Raw genomic sequence first — 21,496 nt, 5'->3', positions numbered from 1 at the left:
CTCGACCGGTGCGGGCTCCCCCATTCTTCCAGCCGCACCGCTTCCGCCGGCCCCGCGCGAGCAGGAGAGGACATCTCACCGCCGGCCCCCGGCACGGCCCGTCGGACGGCGTGCGGTGTGCGAAGTTGCAGGTCCGCACGGAATCGCCTTGCCCGCGCGCGGGCGGGTCCGCCACTGTGGAGGAACACACTGCACCATCTCCGCCGGCGGCGCCCGCCCGGAGGACCCCCTGCCCCGATGGCCCCCGCCCCACCGCCGTATATGCCACAAAGGACATATGGGCGTTCGGCGCCGGTCCCGCCGCAGGACACGGCCCTCCCGCTGCCGGAGCGGACCGGCGATCCCCGGCCGCGGAGATCCCGCCCACCTCACAGCGGGAGACGTCGAGGAGCCCCACCATGTTGAACGCTGCCGTGATCAGCCCCCAGCCCATGACGCGCATCGCGATGCAGCGCGAGGCCGTCGAGCACCCCGAGCACGGCGTGCGCGTGAGCGCGGTGGCGGGCAGCGTCCCGGAGTTCCTGGCCGAGAACCCGGCCGAGGAGATGGTGGTCCTGCTGAGCCTGAACACCCTGGACGGCCGCAACCTCGTGCAGAACGTCACGGACCTCACCGCACAGGAGCACACCGTGGTGGTGCTGGTGCCCCCGGACGACCTCGCCCGGGTCCGGTCCGCCTTCACCTGCGGGGCGGCCGGCGCCGTGGGCAAGTGGGAGCCCATCCGGACCGTCTTCCGCACCATGCGGCTCTCCCGGCAGCTGGGTCACTTCGTGAGCGACGTGCTCCAGTCGGCTCTGGCCGAGCTGCCCAGCAGAGCTCCCGCAAAGCTCTCCGCCCGGGAGCGCCAGGTGCTCGCGCTCTACGTGGACGGACTCCAGGAGCAGGAGGTGGCCGCGCTGCTGGAGATCGCCGAGTCCACGGTGGAGGAGCACCTCAAGCGGATCCGCCGCAAGTACGCCGCGGTGGAACGGCCGGCCCGCACCAAGCTCGAGCTCTACAAGCGGGCCATCGAGGACGGGATCATTCCCCCGGTGCTGCCGCTCGCCTGAGCGCCGGATCGGACGTTCCCCGCGTTCACGGGCCGTCCCGTCCGGTTCACGCCCGGCCGAACGGTGCCCGGACAGGTGCGCCCGGACCGTTGTGCCCGGACCGTTGTGCCCGGACCGTTGTGCGCGGACCGTTGTGCCGGGCCGGGGACGCTCCTACCCTGGAGACAGCACCACTGCGCGCCGTTCCGCATCCCCCCGCACCGGAACTCCAGCCCCGGCGGGGCCGAGCGCCCGGACCGCTCCGAGTCCGCCCGTGACCCTTCCGGCATCGCCGACGACGGTCCGCGCACCGCCGCCGAGCACGAGCAGCAGCCCGGGGGCGCGCGCCCCCGCCCACAGGAAGCCAGCCCCATGAATGCCGTGGACCGCGGGGAGCACGACCAGGAGATCGCCCGAGAGCTCGAGAAGCTGCGCACCCATCTCACCGGGACGCTGGTCGAGCCCGACGACCCGCTCTACGACGAGGCGAGACGGGTCTGGAACGGCATGGTCGACGTGCGGCCCCGCGCGGTCGTGCAGGCCGGCGCCGTGTCCGACATCGACCCGGTGCTGGCCGCCGCGCAGCACACGGGCCTGCCGCTGGCGGTCCGCGGCGGCGGGCACAACGTGGCCGGCCACGGCACCGTGGAGGGCGGGCTCGTCCTGGACCTCGGCGCGCTGCGGCGGGTCGAGGTGGACCCGGGGACCCGGCGCGTGACCGTGGAGCCGGGCGCCACCCTGGCCGACGTCGACCGCGCGACCGTCCCGCACGGGCTCGCGGTGCCCCTCGGCGTGGTGAGCGCCACCGGGGTCGCGGGCCTGACCGTGGGCGGGGGCGTCGGCTGGCTGACGCGCAGCAACGGCCTGAGCCTCGACAACCTCGTGGACGCCGAGGTGATCACCGGGACCCGGGAGCACCTGCACGCCAACGCGGAGCACAACCCGGACCTGTTCTGGGGGATCCGCGGCGGCGGGGGGAACTTCGGCGTCGTGACGTCCTTCACGTTCCGGGCCAGGGAGCTGCCCGCGTCCGTGCTGGGCGGGAACCTGTTCTACCGGCGCGAGCACTGGCGCGCGGCCCTGCAGGCCTTCGCCCGCTGGACCGACGACCTGCCGGACGAGATGAACGGCATCATCTCGATCCTCCGGCTGCCGCCCAGCTTCGAGATGGGCGACGAGCCCTGGCTGATCATCGCCTTCGCCTGGATGTTGCCCGACCACGCCGAGGGCCTGCGCCTGGTCGACCGGCTGCGGGCCGACGCCCCGCCGGACGAGGAGGAGGTCGGCCCGGTGCAGTGGACCGAGTGGCAGTCGGCCATGGACGAGCTCTTCCCGAAGGGGGCCCGCGGCTACTGGAAGAACGCCTCGTTCTCCCGTCTCGACGACGAGGTGGTCGACGCCCTGCTCGGCGCGGCCTCGGAGATCACCTGGTTCGGCACGGGCATCGACATCCACCACATGGAGGGGTTCTTCGGGCGGGTGCCCGCCGGCGCCACCGCCTTCCCCAACCGGTCCGCGCGGTACTGGCTCAACGTCTACGGCTACTGGCCGGACGCCGCCGACGACGCCCGCCTCACGGCGTTCGCCCGGAAGGCCCACGCCGCCGTGGAACCGTTCGCCGACGCCGGCCTGTACGTGAACTTCCTCGGCGCCGAGCACGGCCCCGTCACGCCCGAGACCGCCCGTCAGGCCTACGGGGAGCGGACGCACCGGCGTCTGGTCGAGCTGAAGAACCGCTACGACCCGGGCAACCTGTTCCGGCTCAACCACAACATCCTGCCGAGCGTCGCCTGACGGGAGGCGTGGTACGCCGGCCACACCGGCGGCGTCGGGGGCAGCGGTCGAACGCCGGGGCCCCCGCAGCGAGGCGTCAGGGCGCGCCGAGCAGCCGGAGCACGGCCGCCGCGACCGCCCCCAGCACCACCACCAGCAGGAACGGGGCCCGCAGCATCAGGGCCGCTCCCGCCACGAGCAGCGCGCCCAGCCGGGCGTCCAGCACCAGCTCCTGGCCGGAGCCGAACGCGTTCATGACCACGAGCGCGGCGAGCAGGCCCACGGTGACGGTGCCGGCCATGCGCCCGACGCGCGGGTCGTCCAGCACCCGGTCCGGCACGAGGTAGCCGACGAGCTTCAGTGCGTAGGCGAGCGCGCACGCCCCGAGCACCCAGAACCACATGCTCACGCCCCCGCCCCCTTGGCGCCGGGGCCGGATGCCGCACCGGACGGGGCCGGCCCGGGACCGCGGGAGCGGCCCAGGAACGCCGCGACCACGGCGGCCACGAGGATCGGCAGGCCCGCCGGCAGCACGGGGATCGTCAGGGCCGTGACGAGGCCGCAGACCACCGCGACCACCACGGGCTCCCGGGCGCTCAGCCGCGGCCACAGCAGGCCCAGGAACGCCGCCACCGCGGCGCCGTCCAGGCCCCACCGCGCGGGATCGCCGAGGGCGTTGCCCAGCAGGGCGCCCAGCACGGTGAACAGGTTCCAGAGCACGAACACGCCCAGGCCCGCGGTCCAGAAGCCCCGCCGCTCCTCGACGGGGTGGACCTGGGAGGACGCGGCCGCGTTGGACTCGTCGATGGTCACGTGCGCGGCGAGGAGCCGGCGCCAGCCCCGCGGGCGGACGAGGGCGTTCATGCTCATCCCGTAGACGGCGTTGCGGATCCCGAGCAGCGTGGCCGCGCCCAGCGCCGAGGCCCCTGCCCCTCCGCCCGAGACCACGCCGATGAAGGCGAACTGGGAGCCGCCCGTGAACATGAGCGCGGACAGGGCGACGGTCTGCCAGAAGGTCAGTCCCGCCGCCACGGACAGGGCGCCGAAGGAGATGCCGTACAGCCCGGTGGCCGCGGACACGGACAGCCCGATCCGGACCGCCGGCGAGGACCGCCAGTCGACGGGAGCCGCGTGGCTCACGAGGCGCCGCCGGCGACGGCGGACGACCCGCCCGTGCCCGCCCCGGCCGCATCCGGGGTCTCGGCCGGGCTCTCGTGCGGCGCCGCCGGGGCGCGGCGCCCCTGCGCGGCGTCGAGGGCGTCCAGGGCCTGGACGAGGGCGAGGTGGGTGAAGGTCTGCGGGAAGTTGCCGGTCATCCGCCGCTGCTCGGGCGACCACTCGGTGGAGAGCAGCCCGAGGTCGTTGGCGCGGGACAGCACGGAGTCCACGAGCTTCCGGGCACTGTCCAGGCGGCCCGAGCGCGCGTACTGGGTTGCGAGCCACAGGGACGCGCCGAGGTGCGGGTTGTCCTGGCCCGGGAAGCCGTCCACCCCGATGACCCCGGCGTACGCGTCGGGGTCCTCGGGGTCCACCGGGCCCAGGACGTTGCGGTAGCGGTGGATGAGCCCGCTGGGGTGCCGCAGCTCCTCCTCGATCCGCCGCACGGTGCCGAGCATCCGCTCGTCGTCGTAGGCCACGAACCCCACCTGCGGCAGCTGGAGCAGGGAGGCGTCCACGGTCTTCGCCCCGTAGTACTGCACGAAGGAGCCGACCTCGGGGTCGTAGCCGCTGGTCCAGATCTCCTCCGCGAGCGCGTCCCGCAGCTGCTCCCACAGCTGCGCGTCGCCGGGCAGGCCGTGCACGCGCACGGCGTCCACGCCGCACTGGAGCGCCGCCCACATCAGCACGCGCGAGTGCGTGTAGTACTGCCGTTCGCCCCGCATCTCCCAGAGGCCCTGGTCCGTGACCTCGTAGTTCTCCACGACCGAGCGCAGCATCGCCTGCTGCAGGGGCCAGGAGAGGTGGTCCTCCACGGCGCCGCGCCGGCGGAGCTTCTCGAACACCACCATGACGTGCCCCACGGCGTCCGCCTGGTGCTGGCCCGCGGCGCCGTTGCCCTCGCGGACCGGCCGGGAGCGCTCGTAGCCGGGCAGGTCGAGCTGGTGCTCGCGCCCGCGGCGCTCCCCCGCGACCCCGTAGATGTTCTGCAGGTCGTGCGGGTCGCCCGCCACGGCGCGCAGCAGCCAGTTGCGCAGCTGGGCGGCCTCGCGGTCGTGGTCGTGGTCGAGCATGACCTCGAGGGCCATCGCGGCGTCCCGTAGCCAGGCGAAGCGGTGGTCCCAGTTGCGCTCCCCGCCCACCACGTCCGGCAGGGACGTGGTGGGGGCGGCCACGAGCCCGCCCGTCTCCTGGTGCATCAGCGCCCGCACCACGAGCAGCGAGCGCCGGACCACGTCCGAGCGCCGGGCCACGGCGTGGCCGCGGACCGGGACGATGTGCACCGGCTCGTCCTCCCCGACGGCCGGCGGGGAGTACAGCCCGGACCAGTCCTGCCACAGCTCCACGGTCCGGGTCAGCTGCTCGTTGACGTCGACCGGCGCCGGGGGCGTGCGGTGGGACGGGAAGTGCGTGAGGACGAAGTCCCGTGCCTGGCCGGCGGAGACGGTGAAGGTCCCGCGGTGGCGGCGCTCGTCGTCGTCGTCCGTGGACTCGGGGAGGGGCTCACCGCGCAGGACGAGGGCGTCCGGGCCCGCCATGGCCACGAGCATGGGGGGCGCGGGGTCGCCGCCGCCGGGGTCCTCCTCCCCCTCGAAGCGGCTGACCCAGGGGACCACGGCGCCGTAGCCGAAGCGCACCCGCAGCTCGTGGTACATCTCGACCTCGCCGGTGAGGCCCTCGACGCGGCGGACCACGTCCGTGCGGGAGGTCAGCGGGAGGAAGTCGGTCACGCGCACGGACCCCGAATCGGTGACCCACACGGTCTGCAGCACGAACGTGTTCTCCACGTAGAACCGCTCGGCGACCTGTGCGCCGCTGTCCTCCTCGTCGAGGACCTCGCCATCGGCCCCCTCCGCGACCGTGCACGCGGGGGCGAGCAGCCACCGCCCGTGGTCGGGCTCCCCGAGCAGGGCGCCGAAGACCGAGGGGGAGTCGAACCGGGGCGCGCACAACCAGTCGATGGACCCGGTGCGGGAGACGAGCGGACCCGTGCGCATGTTCGAGAGCAGGGCGTAGTCCTCGATCAGTGAAGCCATGCCTCAAGATTGGCACATCGCCGGACCGCGGCGGACCGGCCGCTTGAGCTATACCCCCAAGGGGTATACAGTGACTGCAGGACGACCGAGGAGGACCCATGACCCAGACCCCGCCGCACGGGTACACCCAGGACAAGGACGCGTACCTCAAGCGCCTGCGGCGCATCGAGGGCCAGGTCCGGGGCATCCACCGGATGGTCGAGGAGGACAAGTACTGCATCGACGTCCTCACCCAGATCTCCGCAATCCAGTCGGCCCTCAAGGCCGTGAGCCTGGGCCTGCTGGACGAGCACCTGAGCCACTGCGTCGTGGGCGCCGTCGAGGCCGCCCAGGAGTCCGGGGACGTCACGAGCGTCGACGACAAGCTCCAGGAGGCGTCCGCGGCCATCGCGCGCCTGCTCAAGAGCTGACCCACCCCGCTGAACCACCCCACCGAAACCCCGAGGAGCCCATCGTGCAGACCACCGTCAACGTTTCCGGAATGACCTGCGGCCACTGCGTCAGGTCCGTCACCGAGGAGCTCACCGAGCTGGAGGGCGTCGAGTCCGTCGACGTCGACCTCGTGGCCGGCGGGGTCTCCCCCGTGGTCGTGACGTCCACCCGCGAGCTGTCGGCGGCCGAGATCGAGGAGGCCGTCGAGGAAGCGGGGTACACCGTTGCCTGAGACCCGCACGCCCGTCCCCACCGAGGTCGCCGGGCCCCTGCGCACCCTCGAGCTCGAGATCACGGGCATGACGTGCTCCTCGTGCGTCAGCCGGGTCGAGAAGAAGCTGGGCAGGCTCGACGGCGTCGACGCCTCCGTCAACCTCGCCCTCGAGACCGCCACCGTCCACGTCCCCGCGGGCGTGAGCGACGAGCAGGTCGTCGAGACGGTCGAGAAGGCCGGGTACGGGGCCGTTCTCAAGAACGCGCCCGGGGTCGACGACGCCGGTGGTCCGGACGGCTCCGACGCCATGACCCGGGTCGCCGGGCGCGAGGCGTCCTCGCTGCGCTCGCCCGAGTCCCTGCGCCGGCGTCTCCTCGTGGCGGCCGCGCTCTCCCTCCCGGTGTTCGTGATCTCGATGCTGCCCGGCTTCCAGTTCCCGCACTGGGGCTGGGTGGTCGCGGTCCTGAGCCTGCCGGTCGTGACGTGGGCGGCGTGGCCGTTCCACCGCTCGGCGGCGGTCAACGCCCGGCACCTGACCTCCACCATGGACACCCTCGTGTCCCTGGGCGTGTCCGCCGCGTACCTGTTCTCGCTGTGGAACCTGCTGCGCGAGCCCGGCATGACGGCCGGCGCGATGCTCGGCCACGCGATGGACATGAGCGGGCACCAGCTCTACTTCGAGACCGGCGCCCTGGTCACCGCGTTCCTGCTGCTGGGCCGCTACCTGGAGGCCCGGGCGAAGGCCCGCTCCGGCGAGGCGCTGCGCGCGCTGCTGGAGCTCGGCGCGAAGGACGCGGTGGTCCTGCGGGACGGCGTGGAGACGAACGTGCCCGCGGAGCACCTGCGCCCCGGGGACCTGGTCGTCGTGCGCCCCGGCGAGAAGATCGCCGCCGACGGCGTGGTCGTGGACGGCCGCTCGGCCGTGGACACGTCCCTGCTCACCGGCGAGTCCCTCCCGGTGGAGGTGGAGGTCGGCGACACCGTCACCGGCGCCACGATCAACACCAACGGCCGGCTGCTGGTCGAGGCGACCCGAGTGGGCGCCGACACCACCCTGGCCCAGATGGGCCGGATGGTGTCCCGGGCGCAGGCGAGCAAGGCCCCCGTGGCACGGCTGGCCGACCGGATCTCCGGGGTCTTCGTCCCGGTCGTCCTGGTGATCGCCCTCGCCACGCTGGCCGGCTGGCTCCTGCTGACCGGGGACGTGAACGCGTCCTTCGTGGCCGCGGTCTCCGTGCTCGTGATCGCCTGCCCCTGTGCCCTCGGCCTGGCCACCCCCACGGCCCTGCTCACCGGCACGGGGCGCGGCGCGCAGCTGGGCATCCTGATCAAGGGCGCCGAGGTGCTCGAGGACACCCGCACCGTGGACACCGTGGTGCTGGACAAGACGGGCACCGTCACGAGCGGGCAGCTCTCCGTGGCGGCCGTGACGCCCGTGTCCGGGTACTCCCGGGACCAGGTGCTGGACCTCGCGGCCACCGTGGAGCAGCACTCCGAGCACCCCATCGCGCGGGCGGTGGCCGCGGCCACCCCGCACCGGTTCCCGGTCTCCGGGTTCGTCTCGGCCCCCGGCGGCGGCGTCCGCGCGCACGTGGCGGACGGGATGCACTCCCGCTCGGTGGTGGTCGGGCGCACCACGTGGCTGTCCGAGAACGGCGTGCGCCTGGACGGCGCCCAGCTCGACGCGCTGCGCCGCGCCCAGGAGGGCGGGTTCACCACGATCCTCGTGGCCGTCGACGGGGCCCTCGTCGGCTTCGTCGACCTGCGCGACACCGTCAAGGACGACGCCCGCGAGGCGGTCGCCCGGCTCAAGGAGCTGGGTCTGCGGCCCATGCTGCTGACCGGCGACAACGAGCCCGTGGCCCGGGCCGTCGCAGCGGAGGCCGGCATCGCCGCCGAGGACGTCATCGCCGACGTCAGCCCGGAGGGCAAGGTCGCGGTGGTCCGCGACCTCCAGGACGACGGCCGCGTGGTCGCCATGGTGGGCGACGGGGTCAACGACGCCGCGGCCCTGGCGCAGGCCGACCTCGGGATCGCGATGGGCGCCGGCACGGACGCGGCGATCGAGGCCGCGGACATCACGGTGGTGCGCAGCGACGTCGGGTCGGTGCCCACGGCCATCGCCCTGTCCCGCCGGACCCTGTCGATCATCAAGTCGAACCTGTTCTGGGCCTTCGCCTACAACACGGTGGCCATCCCCGTGGCCGCCGCGGGACTGCTCAACCCCGTGATCGCGGGTGCCGCCATGGCCTTCAGCTCCGTGTTCGTGGTGCTGAACTCCCTGCGGCTGCGGAGCTTCGGCCGCTGAGCTCACCGGACGCGACGACGCCCCGGGAAGGACCCTTGGCCCTTCCCGGGGCGTCGTGCGTTCCGTCAGGCGCTGCTCCGGGGTCAGACGGAGCCCGGGTCGACCGGGCTCTCCTCGTTCTCCTCGAGCTCGGGCACCTCGGACTTGTGGTCCTCCTGGGCCACGTCCGTGGGGTCCTGGTCGGTGCCGTCCTCCTGCTGGTCGGCCATCCGCTGCTGGACCTTGCGCTCGAACTCCTCGTCGCCCTCGGTGGGCGGTTCCGGCTGCTGGCTCATGCTGGTTCCCGTCGTCCGGTCTCGAGCAGGGCGCGGGTTCGGGCCCTGCTGCTCAGGTGCCGTCCCAATCTACCCAGCGCCCGGCCGGACGCGACAGGGCTGTCCACCGGAGCGGGTCCCTCCTGGGAGCGGGCGCGGAGCGCACAGGGCCCGGGAACGAGCGGGACCCCCGAACGAGCGGGGGTCCGGCTCGTTCCGGGGCCTCGGGCGGGCGGGATGCTCAGGCGCGCGGGGCGGGGCCGTCGTCGTCCGGGCCGTCCGCCGGGGCGGGGCCGTCGGCGGGGCGGCGGCCGTCGGCGGGGCGGCGGCCGTCGGCGGGGCGGCGGCCGAGGAGGTCCTCGCCCTCGGTGTCGGGCCGGACGCGCTGGCCGAACTCGGCCTCGCCGGGGGGCCGCGCGGCGGCCTGCCGCCGGGCCCGGGCCTCGGCGTAGAGCTTGGCCGAGGAGCGGTTGACGCCCGTGCCCGCGCCGAGGTGGGGGTCGTTGGGCTTCTCGACGATCATCAGCGTGGCGCTGATCACGAGCGTCACGATGAACGCGATGCCGGCGGCGATGAAGGCGAGGTCCAGGCGCAGGGCGTTGTCCGTGCCGCCGCTGGCGAAGATGCCCACGGCGACGAACGCGATCGCCGCGAGCACGGCGGACAGGATCAGGGGGCCCTTGACGTCGGCCCGGAAGCCGCCTCTCGAGCCCTTGCGCTGTGCCACTGGTCCTCCTCGTGAGCTGATGTCCCCGGCGGGCCGGGGCCTGCCGTGCGGTAGCCCAGTCTACGCGGTCCCGGCGGGGGCCCGTCCCCGGCGGTCCTCGTGCCGGAGCGTGAGGGCGGCCAGCAGGTGGGTGACGCCGATGACCACCGCGGCGGCCCCCACCACCCCGAAGAGCGCCTTGGGGCCGAGGTCCACCACGAGCACGAGACCGGTGGCGGCGAGGACCGTGACCAGCCCGGCGATGGTCCAGTCGCGGCCCAGCGGGAAGGTCGTGCGGAACTTCAGCCCGAGCGCCAGCTCCGTGAGCCCGGCCAGGCCCATGATGGACGCCGCGTAGACCACGAGCCACGCGGGGGTGTCGGCGCCGAGGATCGTGAAGACCCCGCCCAGGAGGTACAGCACGCCGTAGGACTGCGGGATCTGCCGGGTGGGGCCCATGTCCACGTGGTCGTTGCCGTTGAGGCGCAGCTGCAGGAGCACGCTCGCCGCGCCCGTGAGCACGAGGTACAGCCCCACACCCCAGGCCACCACGGGCAGCGTCGGCTCCTGCCAGAACACGGTCACGGCGCCGAACACCAGCGCCACGAGCGCGCGCAGCAGCGTGGGCGCGAACAGGTCGCGGTGGATGCCGGTGCTCGGGTCGGGGTTCACGGTGCGCCTTTCGGGAACGTGCTCGCGGGAGGGCCCCGGCGGGGAGGCCCGCGGGGCACCGGCCAGTCTAGCGACCGTGTGCGTGGCCGGGCGCGGAGAGCACCCGGGCCAGGACCGCGAGGGCGTCCGGCAGGGCATCCCCCTCCGGGGCCGCACCGGTGGCACCGAAGCCGACGACGACGCCGCGGCGGCCGCCCCCCGCGCCGTGCGCCCAGTACGAGCCCAGCGCCGCCACCCGCACACCCGCGGCCGCGGCCCGGTCCACGACGTCCTGCTCCGCCAGCGGCACCTCCCCGGTGAACTCGAGGACGGCGTGCAGCCCACCGTCCATGGGCACGGCCCGCACCCCGTGGACCCCGGCGAGGGCGGCGGTGAGCAGGTCCCGCCGGCGCCGGTACTCCCGCCGCATCCGGGCGGTGTGCCGGCGCAGGCCGCCCTCGGCCAGGAAGCGGGCCATGGCGTCCTGGGCGACCGCGGAAGCCGGGTTGCCGAGGTCCGTGCGCAGCCGCAGCAGGTCCTCCCGGAGGGCGGGCGGGGCCAGCAGGTAGCCGACCCCCAACCCGGGCGCGAGGACCTTGGTGAACGAGCCCAGCGTGGCCACGTGGCCGCCGGCGCCGAGCAGCCGGCCGGGGGCGGGGGGCTCCGGGACGGCGCCCGGGGCGTGGTCGAGGGAGGACAGCGCGGGCAGCGGCTCGCCCACGTAGCGCAGCTCGGAGTCGTAGTCGTCCTCCACGATCAGTGCGTCGTGGGCGCGCGCCCAGCCGAGCAGCTCGAGCCTGCGGGCGGCGGGCATCGACGCCCCGAGGGGGTACTGGTGGCTGGGGGTGACGATCACGGCGTCCGGGGGCCGCTCGATCTCCCACTCCCCCGGGCCGGCCCACGCCCCGGACGGCAGCCGGGCGGGGTCGAGGCCCTGGTCGTCGATCGGCACCGGCAGCACCTCGTGGCCGAGCCGCTCCGGCACCCGGCGCAGCGAGGGGTAGCCGGGGTCCTCGACGGCGACGCGCAGTCCGCGGCCCGCGTGGCCGCCGAGCACCGCGAGCAGCAGCTGGAGCCCGTCCCGGGCGCCCGCCGTGACGAAGAGGTCCTCGGGGTCCCGGACCACGCCGCGCATCAGCCGCAGGTGCTCGGCGATCTGCTCGCGCAGCGGCTCCGAGCCCTGGGGCGGGGGCGCCCCCGTGCCGGCGGCGGCCGCGGCGTCCCGCCACGCGGCGCGCCACTGCGGGGTGGCCAGCCGTCCGGTGTCGGGCCGGCCGGGCGTGAGGTCGATCATGGGCCGCTCCCGGGTCCGGCGCCGCGGCGCCGCGGCCGGGCGGGGGCCGGGCCGGGCCGCCGGGGGCTCCGTGCGGGAGCGGGCCAGGTCGGGGTGGACCACGGTGGCCCCGTTGGTGGCGTGCAGATAGCCCTCGCCGTGGAGCTGGTCGTAGGCGGTGACCACGGAACCGCGCGAGATCCCCAGCCGGGCGGCGAGCCCGCGCGTGGAGGGCAGCGCGTCCCCCGGGCGCAGGGCCCCGGAGACCACCAGGTCCCGCAGCTGCTGGACGAGCTGGGCGGGCAGCGGGGCGGGATCGGCCCGGTCCACGTGCACGGGCAGCTCGACGTCGTGGGGGTGCCGCACGGTCCGCTCCTCTCCCCGGAATTCCTGTGGTCCAACAGATTCTATCGATGGTGGACCTGTCGGTGGACCACTTCCGGCCGCAGGATGGACTCCATGACCGATCTGCAGACCGCCCATGCCCAGAACCCCGCCGGCGGCGCCACCCGCCCCACCGCCTCGGACGCGACCCCGCTGACCGGCTCCCCGCTCGTCAAGCGCGGCCTCGCCGACATGCTCAAGGGCGGCGTCATCATGGACGTCGTCACCGCCGAGCAGGCCCGCATCGCCGAGGACGCCGGCGCCGTGGCCGTGATGGCCCTCGAGCGCGTGCCGGCCGACATCCGCGCGCAGGGCGGCGTGGCCCGCATGTCCGACCCCGACCTGATCGAGGGCATCCAGGCCGCCGTCTCCATCCCCGTCATGGCGAAGGTGCGCATCGGCCACTTCGTGGAGGCGCAGGTGCTCGAGCACCTGAAGGTCGACTACATCGACGAGTCGGAGGTCCTCTCCCCCGCCGACTACGTCAACCACATCGACAAGCAGCGCTTCACCGTCCCGTTCGTGTGCGGGGCCACCAACCTGGGCGAGGCCCTGCGCCGGCTCGCCGAGGGCGCCGCGATGATCCGCTCGAAGGGTGAGGCCGGCACCGGCGACGTCTCCGAGGCCACCAAGCACATCCGCACCATCCGCGGGCAGATCGCCGAGCTGCAGGCCCTCTACCGGATCTCCCCCGACGCCCTCTACGTGAAGGCGAAGGAGCTCGCGGCCTCCTACGACATCGTCCTCGAGGTCGCCCGCACCGGGAAGCTGCCGGTCGTGCTGTTCACCGCCGGCGGCGTGGCCACCCCCGCGGACGCCGCCATGATGATGCAGCTCGGCGCCGACGGCGTGTTCGTGGGCTCCGGGATCTTCAAGTCCGGCAACCCCGCGGCCCGGGCGCAGGCCATCGTGAAGGCCACCGCCTACTTCGACGACCCCGAGAAGATCGCCGAGGCCTCCCGCGGGCTCGGCGAGGCGATGGTCGGCATCAACGTGGGCGACCTCCCGGCCCCGCACCGGCTCGCGGAGCGCGGCTGGTGAGTTCCGCGCCCCGCGTGGGCGTCCTCGCCCTCCAGGGCGGGGTCGCCGAGCACGCCGCGATGCTGCGGGAGCTGGGCGCCGAGCCCGTGCTCGTGAAGACGGCCGAGCAGCTCGCCGGGCTGGACGCGATCGTCCTGCCCGGCGGGGAGTCCTCCACCGTGGACCGGCTGCTGCGCCTGTTCGGGCTGCGGGAGCCGCTGCGGGACGCCGTGCTCGGCGGCCTGCCCACGCTGGGCACGTGCGCCGGCCTCATCCTGCTCGCGTCCGGCATCGAGGACCCCGCCCCCGGCCAGCAGACCCTCGAGGTCCTGGACGTCACCGTGGCCCGCAACGCGTTCGGACCCCAGACGGCCTCCGAGGAGGTCGTGCTCGCGTGGGGCCGCGGCGGGGACGTGGTGCGCGCGGCCTTCATCCGCGCCCCCGCGGTGACCCGCGTCGGCGAGGGCGTCGAGGTCCTCGCCCGGCACCGCGGCGAGGTGGTCGCGGTGGCGAGCGGCGCCGTCGTCGGCATCTCGTTCCATCCCGAGCTGACCGGGGAGACCACGGTGCACCGGCACCTGCTCTCCCTCGTGGCCGCCCGGCGCGGCCTCCCCGCCTGAGCCGCCCCGCCCCGTGCGGGGCGGCTCAGTAGCTGCCGGACGCCCCGCCGCCGGTGAAGCCGCCGCCCCCGCCGAACGAGGAGCCGCCCTGCCCGTCACCGCTCGTGCCTCCGCCCGAGCCGCCGGAGTACAGCCCCGGGTTGGCCAGGTAGAGCGGGAGCCACACGGCCGGGTTCGTGACGGCATCCGGCTTGCGGTGGTGGTAGCGGTACGTCCGGTACGCCGCGTGCTGCGCCTCGGTGAGCCGCAGCTCCGGGTCGCGCTGCCGGGCCGCCCGCAGCTCCTCGTCGGCGATCCGGCGCCGGCGGCGGAGGTCCGCGGCGATCCACCACGCCACCAGCACGCCGACCAGGCCGAAGCCGCCCGCGACCCAGCCGAGCAGGGCCCAGTCGAAGGGCTCCTGCGGCGGCTCCCCGCCCTGCGCGTAGACGTGGATCTGCTCGACGGCCTCGCCGAGTCCCTGCGCGTAGCGCTCGTCCGCGAAGGCCGGCGCCAGCACGTCCTCCACCACGCGTTCCGCCTCGTCGTCCGAGAACCGCTCGCGCACCCCGTCCGCGGTCTCGATCCGCAGCTCCCGGTCCCCGGTGGCGGCGACCACGAGCACGCCGTTGTCCGCCCCGGCGTCGCCCACCTCCCAGGCGGTGGCGACCTCGCGGGCGTAGTCCTCGATCGACCCGGTAGCCTCCTCCACCGTGAGCACGGCGACGCGTGCGGCGTCCGTGCCGGCACCGCGGTCCTCGATCAGGGCGTCGAGCTCCTGCTCCTGCGCGTCCGTCAGGACGCCGGCGGAGTCCAGGACGTTGGACCCGGCCGGCCGGGCGGGGACCTCCACCGGGTCCGCCGCCCCGCCCGAGCACCCGGTGAGCGCGGCGAGGGCCAGGGCGGTCGCGGTGAGTGCTCTGCGGTCCACGGTGTGCTCCCGTCCGCCCGCGGGCGCTCCGCGGGCTCCTCCCCAGGATGGCCCGCCGGCACCGGTCGGCGGATCCGCCCACAGGAGGAGCCCCCGGTCCTGGACGGCCGGGGGCTCCTCCTGCGGGCGGACGGGTCAGCTCTTCCGGCGGGTCGGGACCACCATCACGGGGCCCTCGCCCTCCTGCAGCACGGCCTGGGAGACGGAGCCCATGAGCAGCCCGCGGAACCCGCCGTAGCCGCGGCTGCCGACCACCACGAGCTCCGCCGACCGCCCGGCCTCCACGAGCTGGTCCGCCGGCTGGCCGGAGAAGACGAACGTCTCGACGTCCAGCTCCGGGTGGTCCTCCCGGACCGACTCCGCCACCTGGTCCACGAGGGACCGGGCGGGCCCGGTGAGCTGCTCGCGCACGGCCCGGTCCAGGTCCGCGGAGCCCGTCGGCATGCTCAGCGCCTCCGGCACCACGGTGACCAGCGCCAGGCCCGCGCCGTGCCGTGCGGCGTACCGCCCGGCCGCCAGGACGGCCGGGTTGTCCCGGCCGAGCCGGTCCACGCCGACCACCACGCGGCCCGCGAAGGGGCCGGTCGCGCCGCGGGCGCCCCGTTCCCGCGGGTCCCAGCGGTCCGGGAGGACGATCACGGGGCACTTCGCGTGCGCCGCCGCCGCGGCGGTGACCGATCCGAGGCGGCCGCGCACCCCGCGCCGGCCCCGGCGGCCGAGCACCAGGGACGCGGCGTCCTCCGACTCGTGCACCAGCACCCCGGCCGCGTCACCGCGCTCGACGACTGCGACCGCGGTGACGCCGGCGTCCCGGGCCCGGGTGACGGCGGCGGCGGCGACCTTGTCCGCCTCCTCCTCGATCGCCTCCAGGAACGGCCCGTAGAGACTGGGGTCCACGGCGACGGGCCGGCCCATGGAGACCACCACCCTGAGCTCGCCGGCGAGGGTGCCGGCCTCCTGGATCGCCCAGTCCAGGGCCCGTTCGCTGTTCTCGGAGCCGTCGTAGCCGACGACGATCTGTTCCGTCACGGGGTGCTGCCTCCTGGTCTCGCCGTGGGGGTGGGGTGCTCAGGGGCGGTGCGCGGGCACCACCATGACCGGGCCGGTGGCATTCTCCAGCACCGCTTGGGAGACCGAGCCGAGCAGCAGCCCCCGGAAGCCGCCGATGCCGCGGGAGCCCACCACGACCATGTCCGCGGAGTGCGTGGCGTTCATCAGGATGCGGGCGGGTCGGCCCACGAAGATGTGGTGCTCGACCGTCAGCTCGGGGTGCTGCGCGGCGATCTCGTCGGAGATCTGGGTGAGCTTCTGGTCCGCCTCGTGGAAGTACCGGGCCTGGTTGAACTCGTCCTGGAACCAGGAGGGCGTGCCGGAGAGGGCGCCGTTCACGGAGACCAGCGCGAGGGCCTTGCCGTGCTCCTGGGCGTAGGCCACGGCCTTGCCCAGCGCCGGGCTGCGGGAGCCGAGGGCGTCCAGGCCCACGACCACCCGGCCGGTGAAGTCGATCTGGTCGGCCTTGACCGGCCCGTCGGCCTCGAGCGCGAAGTCGCCCGCGCTGCCGCCGCGCCGCTCGGGGTGCCGTTCGGGGCTCCGGCTCTCGGCGGCCTCGGGGACGATGATGACCGGGCACTTCGCGTGCGCGGCGACCGCCGCGGACACCGAGCCCAGCCGGCCGCGCAGCGCGCCGCCGCGACCGCGCTTGCCCATGACCACGAGCGCGGCCTCGCCCGACTGCTCCACGACGGCCTTGGCGGCGTCCCCGCCCGCCTCCACGACCTCGACGGGCAGTCCCGCCTGCTCCACGGTCTGCCGGGCCTCGGCCAGGTGGCCGGCGTTCTCCTTCATCACGGCCTCGGTGAACCGCATCTCGAGGCCGGGGTCCCCGACCCCGATGACCGGGTAGGCGCCGAGCAGGCGCACGGTCAGGTCCTGAACGCGGGCCTCCTCGAGGGCGCGCTCGAGAGCGTGGCGGGCCTGGTCGGATCCGTCGATGCCGACGAGCACGACGTTGTGCCCGGAGTCGGCGGTGGGCTGGTTCTCTGCGCGAGGATCACTGTTCATGTCTGCATCGTAGGTGATCCACCCCACAACACCGGGTGCGCTCCGGGTTGTTACCGTGCGTTCCGGAGCAGCCAGGAGTCGCCGCGGGCCCGCAGCCCCAGGGTCAGGGCCCGGGCGCCCAGGTAGCCGCCAGCGTAGGCGGTCCACAGCCACACGAACCCTCCGGTCCCCGTCCCGGCGGAGTGCGCCACGAGCAGCAGCAGCGGGGCGTAGACCGCCAGGTTGAGCACCCCGGCCACCGCCAGGTAGCGGGCGTCCCCGGCCCCGATGAGCACCCCGTCCAGGACGAAGACGTACGCGGCCAGCGGCTGGCCGACCGCCACCACCAGCAGGGCCGCCGCGAACAGGGCCTGCACCGCGGGATCGGGGCTGAGCAGGAACCCCAGTCGCGTGCCGACCAGGGCCACCAGGAGGCCCGTGACCACGCCGAAGCCGAGCCCCCACAGGACCAGCCGGTTCATGAGGGCCCGGACCGCCCGCCGCTGCACGGGATCGGTCACGTCCCGCGCCCCCATGTCCCGGCCCAGCAGTGCCTGCGCCGCGATGGCGAGGGCGTCGAGGGCGTAGGCCAGGAAGTTGAAGAACGTCATCACGAGCTGGTGCGCGGCGAGGTTCTGGGCGCCCTGTCCCGTGACCACCAGGACGGTCGCGAGGATCGCGACCCGCAGGGAGACGGTGCGCAGCATGAGCCAGGAGCCCACGGTGAGGTGCGAGCGCAGCCGGGGCCACGTGGTCGCGGGCCCCACGCCGTGCTCGCGGGCGAGCCGGCGGAGGATCCGCAGGTACGCCAGGGCCATGGCCCACTGCACGGCGCTCGTGCCGATCGCCGCGCCGACCACCCCCAGGCCCGCCCCGTGCACGAGCAGGAGGTTGAGCCCCGCGTTGGCCGCGGCCCCGACCCCGGCGATGAGCAGCGGGGTCCTGGTGTCCTGGAGGCCGCGGAGCACACCGGTGGCCGCGAGCACCAGGAGCATGGCGGTCAGTCCGGGCAGGGACCAGTGCAGGTAGACGACGGCGTGCTCCAGGACCTCGCCACGCGCGCCCATCAGCGCCAGCAGCGGCCGGCCCAGCGCCCAGCCCGCCGCGGACAGGAGCAGGCCGAACCCCGCGGCCACCCACAGCCCGTCCCGGCCCACCGCCACGGCCTCCTGGAGCCGGCCCGCCCCGAGGTGCCGGGCCACCGCAGGGGTGGTGCTGTAGGCGAGGAAGACCATGAGCCCCACGACCGTCTGCAGGACGGCCGCGGCCACGCCCACGCCGGCGAGCTGGGGGGTGCCGAGGTGGCCGACGATCGCGGAGTCCGCCAGCAGGAACAGCGGCTCGGCCACGAGCGCCCCGAAGGCGGGGACGGCCAGGGCCAGGATCTGCCGGTTGAGGCCGCGGGGGCGGGAGGTCGTCGTCACCGGTCCAGGCTACCGACGACCTCCCGCCCCCGCGGCCTCAACCGGACGGGGCGCGGCCCGGGATCAGCGGTGCTCAGAAGGGGTAGTGCGGGACGTCCGGGCTGATCGTGATCCACTGCGTCTCGGTGAACGCGTCGATGTTGGCGGTCGGCCCGCCGAACCGGGAGCCGGTGCCGGAGGCGCCCATGCCGCCGAAGGGGGCGTTGGCCTCGTCGGCGACCGTCATCTCGTTGATGTGGATCTTGCCGGAGCGGATCCTGTCGGCGATCTTCATGGCCTCGCCGACGTCCCCGACGATGGACACCGAGAGCCCGTACTCGGAGGCGTTGGCGAACTCCACCGCCTCCTCCGCGCTGGACACCTTCATCACGGGCGCCACCGGCCCGAAGATCTCGTCCTTCCAGGCCGTCATCTCGTGGGTCAGCTCGGAGAGCACCGTGGGCCGGTAGAACAGGCCCTCGTGGGACCCCCCGGCCACCACCCGGGCGCCGGCGATGGCGGTCTCCTGCACGATCGCGTCGATGGCCTTGAGCTGGCGCTCGTCGATGATCGGGCCGAGGTGCACGGGTCCGCCGGAGGGGTCCCCGACCACCAGGGCCTCCGCCTTCGCCGCGAGCTTGTCCACGTACTCGTCGTGCAGGTCCTCGTGCACCAGGTGGCGCCCGGTGGTCATGCAGATCTGTCCCTGGTGGAAGAAGGAGCCCATCGCCCCGACCCCCGCGGCCAGGTCCACGTCCGCGCCGGGCAGGACGATGACCACGTTGTTGCCGCCCAGCTCGAGGTGGGCGCGCTTGAGGTGCTGCGCCGCCGCGGCGCCCACGTGCCGGCCGGCGGCCGTGGACCCGGTGAAGGACACGACGCTCACGTGCGGGGCCTCGACCGTGGCGGCCCCGACGTCACCGCCGCCGGGCAGCAGCTGCAGGACGCCGGGCGGCAGCCCGGCCTCCTCGAAGACGCGCATGATGAGCGCGCCGCCGGTGACCGAGGTGCGGGGGTCCGGCTTGAGCAGCACCGCGTTGCCCAGGGCCAGGGCGGGGGCCACGGAGCGGATCGAGAGGATCAGCGGGAAGTTGAACGGCGAGATCACCGAGACCACCCCGACCGGCACCCGGCGGGACAGCGACCAGTGCGGGGCGTCGGAGGGGAGGTACTCCCCGTGCGGGTGGCTCGGCAGCGCCGAGGACTCGTAGCACTCCGCGGCCGCGACCGAGGCCTCCAGCCCGGCCTTGGGCTGGATCGCCCCGGTCTCCCGGACCACCCAGTCCATGACCTCCTCGGCGTGCTCCTCGAACAGCAGGCCGGCGCGGCGCAGCACCGCGGCGCGCTCGGAGGGCTTCAGCGCCGCCCACTCCTTCTGGGCCGCCGCGGCCTTCTCGGCCGCCTCGTACACGTCCTCGGGGGAGGCGAAGCCGATCTGCCCCAGCGTCTCATCCGTCGACGGGTTCGTGACGTCCTCGGTGCCGCCGCGGCCGTCGCGCCATCCGTTGACGTAGATCTTTCCGGTCCACACCGTTGTGTCCAGCAGTGCCATGGGTCGAACTCCTCGGGTTCCGGCCGCGGGTCGGACCGCCGGACGGCGGGGTGACCCACGGCACACGTGCAGTGCGGATTATTCTGCGCCTTCCTGGGAGCGCGCACGGAACGCCGCGCGGGCGCCGTCACAGCCCCCGGAGGCGGTCCATCTCCCGGCGGTCCTTCTTGGTGGGCCGCCCGGTGCCGCGGTCCCGCCGCGGGACCGCGGCGTGCAGCGCCGGGGGCGGGGGCGGGCTGTGGTCGACGTAGGCCTTCGCGGCGACCGGCGCCCCGACGCGCTTGGTCAGCAGCTGCACCACCTCCAGGACCTGTTCGTGACCGGGACGGCGCACGGCCACCCGCTGGCCGGGCCGCACCGGCTGGGCGGCCTTGACCGAGGTGCCGTCGATCTTCACGTGGCCGGCACGGCACGCGGCCGTGGCGGCGGAGCGGGTCTTGAACACGCGCACCGCCCACAGCCACACGTCCACGCGCACGCTCGCGGGGGCCTGCGGCGCGGTCATCGCGCGCCCCGGTCGCTGCGGCACTGGTCCTCGGTGCGGGTCATGGGGCCATTGTGCCGAATCCGCCGAGCACGGCCGACGCCGGCCGGCTCCGCCGCGGCCGCCCGGGCGCGCCGCACCGGAGGTGTCGCCCGGAGTGGGGACAATGAATTGACTACCGACCAGTGGTGTGCAACATCCCGGCAACGCGCGAACACCTACACTGAGGCACATTCACCGGCGGGCCGTGCACCGGGCACGACGCCGTGCAGCCGACGGCGGCCCGCCACCTCCCGAGGGAAGGACAGATCCATGAAGAGCAGGTTCCACGGGGCAGCGACCCTGTCCGTGCTGGCCGTCTCCGCGCTGGCCCTGAGCGCGTGCACGAGCACCGACGACGGCGGGGACGCCGCCGGCGAGGGCGAGCTGAGCCTGATCAGCTCCGGCACCCTCACGGTCTGCTCGGACATCCCCTACGCCCCCTTCGAGTACGTCGAGAACGGCGAGACCGTGGGCTTCGACATCGACCTGGTCGACCGGATCGCGCAGGACCTCGGTGTGGAGTCGAACGTCATCACCACGCCCTTCGAGGCCATCGAGACGGGCTCCGCGCTGGACACCGACCAGTGCGACCTCGCCGCGTCCGGCATGACGATCACCGAGGAGCGCGAGTCGGTGATGGACTTCTCCGAGCCGTACCTCGACGACAACCTCGCCCTCCTGGTCGCGCCCGGCTCGGACATCCGCTCCGTGGCGGACATCGCGGGCAAGCGCATCGGCGTGCAGCAGGCCACCACCGGGGAGGCCTACGCCCAGGACAACGGCGCGGACGTGGTCCAGTACGAGACCTCCTCGCTGATGATCCAGGGGCTCAACACCGACGACGTCGAGGCCGCGCTCGGCAACATCTCCGTGACCGGCCCCGCGATCGAGGACAACCCCGAGCTGCAGCTGGTCGAGGAGATCGAGACCGGGGAGCAGCTGGGCCTGGCGGTCAAGACCGGCAACACGGCCCTGCTGGACCAGGTCAACGAGACGCTGGCGGCCATGCAGGAGGACGGCTCCCTCGAGGAGCTCGAGGCCGAGTGGCTGGGCGCCGACGAGGCGGCAGGGTCCGCGAGCCCGGAGCCGGCCGCGAGCTGACCCGTCGTCGCCCCCGGTCCACGGGTGTGACGAGCAGCACGGACGCCGTGGCCCGCGCGAAGCGGGCCACGGCGCCGTCGTCCGTAGGCTGGAGCCGGGCGGACGCC

At 74.5% G+C, this 21,496-nt stretch carries 21 protein-coding genes; 8 read left to right on the top strand and 13 right to left on the bottom strand.

Annotated elements, in window-relative coordinates:
- Positions 1 to 398 precede the first annotated feature (398 nt).
- Together AC6CH6_RS13335 and AC6CH6_RS13330 are read left to right on the top strand one after the other, a co-directional pair.
- The gene (locus AC6CH6_RS13335; protein WP_498255488.1) at positions 399 to 1,049 is read left to right on the top strand and encodes a helix-turn-helix transcriptional regulator; all 651 of its coding nucleotides are present in this window, start codon (positions 399 to 401) and stop codon (positions 1,047 to 1,049) included.
- A 351-nt stretch (positions 1,050 to 1,400) separates the two neighbouring features.
- Entirely contained in the window at positions 1,401 to 2,822 is a 1,422-nt protein-coding gene (locus AC6CH6_RS13330; RefSeq protein WP_498255487.1) for an FAD-binding oxidoreductase, read from the top strand.
- Between the two features lie 76 nt (positions 2,823 to 2,898).
- On the opposite strand, the gene AC6CH6_RS13325 is transcribed toward AC6CH6_RS13330, so the two are convergent.
- From AC6CH6_RS13325 to AC6CH6_RS13315, 3 genes are read right to left on the bottom strand one after another with little or no spacing between them, the layout of a single operon-like run.
- A complete protein-coding gene (locus AC6CH6_RS13325; protein ID WP_133408872.1) occupies positions 2,899 to 3,210 on the bottom strand; it encodes an AzlD domain-containing protein in 312 nt (103 codons plus the stop codon).
- Positions 3,207 to 3,941 (bottom strand): AzlC family ABC transporter permease, encoded by a 735-nt coding sequence (locus AC6CH6_RS13320; protein WP_498255486.1) that lies wholly within the window; start codon positions 3,939 to 3,941, stop codon positions 3,207 to 3,209. Before AC6CH6_RS13320 ends, AC6CH6_RS13325 begins: the two co-directional genes overlap by 4 nt.
- Complete coding sequence (locus AC6CH6_RS13315) at positions 3,938 to 5,995, bottom strand: glycoside hydrolase family 15 protein (RefSeq protein ID WP_498255485.1); 2,058 nt, start codon at positions 5,993 to 5,995, stop codon at positions 3,938 to 3,940. The genes AC6CH6_RS13320 and AC6CH6_RS13315 overlap by 4 nt, the downstream gene beginning before the upstream one ends.
- A 98-nt stretch (positions 5,996 to 6,093) precedes the next feature.
- Here AC6CH6_RS13315 and AC6CH6_RS13310 point away from each other — a divergent pair, with 98 nt between their 5' ends.
- From AC6CH6_RS13310 to AC6CH6_RS13300, 3 genes are read left to right on the top strand one after another with little or no spacing between them, the layout of a single operon-like run.
- The gene (locus AC6CH6_RS13310) at positions 6,094 to 6,405 is read left to right on the top strand and encodes a metal-sensitive transcriptional regulator (RefSeq protein WP_017832956.1); all 312 of its coding nucleotides are present in this window, start codon (positions 6,094 to 6,096) and stop codon (positions 6,403 to 6,405) included.
- A 44-nt stretch (positions 6,406 to 6,449) separates the two neighbouring features.
- Positions 6,450 to 6,659, top strand: coding sequence for a heavy-metal-associated domain-containing protein (locus AC6CH6_RS13305; RefSeq protein WP_017832955.1), 210 nt, complete (start codon positions 6,450 to 6,452; stop codon positions 6,657 to 6,659).
- Positions 6,652 to 8,949, top strand: a complete 2,298-nt coding sequence (locus AC6CH6_RS13300) for a heavy metal translocating P-type ATPase (protein ID WP_498255484.1) — start codon at positions 6,652 to 6,654, stop codon at positions 8,947 to 8,949. Before AC6CH6_RS13305 ends, AC6CH6_RS13300 begins: the two co-directional genes overlap by 8 nt.
- Positions 8,950 to 9,032: 83 nt before the next feature.
- Here the strand turns inward: AC6CH6_RS13300 and AC6CH6_RS13295 are convergent, their stop codons facing one another.
- The 4 genes from AC6CH6_RS13295 to pdxR form a co-directional block, all read right to left on the bottom strand.
- Positions 9,033 to 9,224 (bottom strand): hypothetical protein, encoded by a 192-nt coding sequence (locus AC6CH6_RS13295; protein ID WP_498255483.1) that lies wholly within the window; start codon positions 9,222 to 9,224, stop codon positions 9,033 to 9,035.
- 220 nt (positions 9,225 to 9,444) lie between these two features.
- A complete protein-coding gene (locus AC6CH6_RS13290; protein WP_498255482.1) occupies positions 9,445 to 9,930 on the bottom strand; it encodes a hypothetical protein in 486 nt (161 codons plus the stop codon).
- Between the two features lie 60 nt (positions 9,931 to 9,990).
- Entirely contained in the window at positions 9,991 to 10,581 is a 591-nt protein-coding gene (locus AC6CH6_RS13285; RefSeq protein ID WP_017832951.1) for a DUF308 domain-containing protein, read from the bottom strand.
- Positions 10,582 to 10,648: 67 nt separating this feature from the next.
- Complete coding sequence (gene pdxR, locus AC6CH6_RS13280) at positions 10,649 to 12,199, bottom strand: MocR-like pyridoxine biosynthesis transcription factor PdxR (RefSeq protein WP_498255481.1); 1,551 nt, start codon at positions 12,197 to 12,199, stop codon at positions 10,649 to 10,651.
- A 93-nt stretch (positions 12,200 to 12,292) separates the two neighbouring features.
- Between pdxR and pdxS the strand changes: the two genes are divergently transcribed.
- Both pdxS and pdxT read left to right on the top strand, forming a co-directional pair.
- Positions 12,293 to 13,258: a pyridoxal 5'-phosphate synthase lyase subunit PdxS gene (gene pdxS / locus AC6CH6_RS13275; RefSeq protein WP_276321298.1), complete on the top strand. Its 966-nt coding sequence runs from the start codon at positions 12,293 to 12,295 to the stop codon at positions 13,256 to 13,258.
- Positions 13,255 to 13,857, top strand: a complete 603-nt coding sequence (gene pdxT, locus AC6CH6_RS13270) for a pyridoxal 5'-phosphate synthase glutaminase subunit PdxT (RefSeq protein WP_017832948.1) — start codon at positions 13,255 to 13,257, stop codon at positions 13,855 to 13,857. Before pdxS ends, pdxT begins: the two co-directional genes overlap by 4 nt.
- Before the next feature lie 25 nt (positions 13,858 to 13,882).
- Here pdxT and AC6CH6_RS13265 read toward each other — a convergent pair whose 3' ends face one another.
- The 6 genes from AC6CH6_RS13265 to AC6CH6_RS13240 form a co-directional block, all read right to left on the bottom strand.
- A complete protein-coding gene (locus AC6CH6_RS13265; RefSeq protein ID WP_498255480.1) occupies positions 13,883 to 14,767 on the bottom strand; it encodes a TPM domain-containing protein in 885 nt (294 codons plus the stop codon).
- A 135-nt stretch (positions 14,768 to 14,902) separates the two neighbouring features.
- Positions 14,903 to 15,796, bottom strand: coding sequence for a universal stress protein (locus tag AC6CH6_RS13260; RefSeq protein ID WP_498255479.1), 894 nt, complete (start codon positions 15,794 to 15,796; stop codon positions 14,903 to 14,905).
- Positions 15,797 to 15,835: 39 nt separating this feature from the next.
- Complete coding sequence (locus AC6CH6_RS13255) at positions 15,836 to 16,828, bottom strand: universal stress protein (protein ID WP_498255478.1); 993 nt, start codon at positions 16,826 to 16,828, stop codon at positions 15,836 to 15,838.
- A 50-nt stretch (positions 16,829 to 16,878) separates the two neighbouring features.
- Positions 16,879 to 18,231: an MATE family efflux transporter gene (locus AC6CH6_RS13250; RefSeq protein ID WP_498255477.1), complete on the bottom strand. Its 1,353-nt coding sequence runs from the start codon at positions 18,229 to 18,231 to the stop codon at positions 16,879 to 16,881.
- Positions 18,232 to 18,304: 73 nt separating this feature from the next.
- Complete coding sequence (locus AC6CH6_RS13245) at positions 18,305 to 19,762, bottom strand: benzaldehyde dehydrogenase (protein ID WP_498255476.1); 1,458 nt, start codon at positions 19,760 to 19,762, stop codon at positions 18,305 to 18,307.
- 127 nt (positions 19,763 to 19,889) lie between these two features.
- The gene (locus AC6CH6_RS13240; protein WP_017832942.1) at positions 19,890 to 20,267 is read right to left on the bottom strand and encodes an RNA-binding S4 domain-containing protein; all 378 of its coding nucleotides are present in this window, start codon (positions 20,265 to 20,267) and stop codon (positions 19,890 to 19,892) included.
- 291 nt (positions 20,268 to 20,558) lie between these two features.
- Here AC6CH6_RS13240 and AC6CH6_RS13235 point away from each other — a divergent pair, with 291 nt between their 5' ends.
- Complete coding sequence (locus AC6CH6_RS13235) at positions 20,559 to 21,389, top strand: ABC transporter substrate-binding protein (protein WP_498255475.1); 831 nt, start codon at positions 20,559 to 20,561, stop codon at positions 21,387 to 21,389.
- Positions 21,390 to 21,496: the final 107 nt, after the last annotated feature.

The organism is Kocuria sp. GQ42 (assembly GCF_059758435.1).
This window is presented reverse-complemented; position numbering and strand designations above follow the sequence as displayed.

Bases quoted from the DNA above. Each gene is read 5' to 3' on its own strand.
- AC6CH6_RS13335 (WP_498255488.1), top strand. From the start codon at position 399: ATGTTGAACGCTGCCGTGATCAGCCCCCAGCCCATGACGCGCATCGCG.
- AC6CH6_RS13330 (WP_498255487.1), top strand. From the start codon at position 1,401: ATGAATGCCGTGGACCGCGGGGAGCACGACCAGGAGATCGCCCGAGAG.
- AC6CH6_RS13315 (WP_498255485.1), bottom strand. From the start codon at position 5,995: ATGGCTTCACTGATCGAGGACTACGCCCTGCTCTCGAACATGCGCACG.
- AC6CH6_RS13310 (WP_017832956.1), top strand. From the start codon at position 6,094: ATGACCCAGACCCCGCCGCACGGGTACACCCAGGACAAGGACGCGTAC.
- AC6CH6_RS13295 (WP_498255483.1), bottom strand. From the start codon at position 9,224: ATGAGCCAGCAGCCGGAACCGCCCACCGAGGGCGACGAGGAGTTCGAG.
- pdxS (WP_276321298.1), top strand. From the start codon at position 12,293: ATGACCGATCTGCAGACCGCCCATGCCCAGAACCCCGCCGGCGGCGCC.
- AC6CH6_RS13255 (WP_498255478.1), bottom strand. From the start codon at position 16,828: ATGAACAGTGATCCTCGCGCAGAGAACCAGCCCACCGCCGACTCCGGG.
- AC6CH6_RS13245 (WP_498255476.1), bottom strand. From the start codon at position 19,762: ATGGCACTGCTGGACACAACGGTGTGGACCGGAAAGATCTACGTCAAC.
- AC6CH6_RS13240 (WP_017832942.1), bottom strand. From the start codon at position 20,267: ATGACCGCGCCGCAGGCCCCCGCGAGCGTGCGCGTGGACGTGTGGCTG.
- AC6CH6_RS13235 (WP_498255475.1), top strand. From the start codon at position 20,559: ATGAAGAGCAGGTTCCACGGGGCAGCGACCCTGTCCGTGCTGGCCGTC.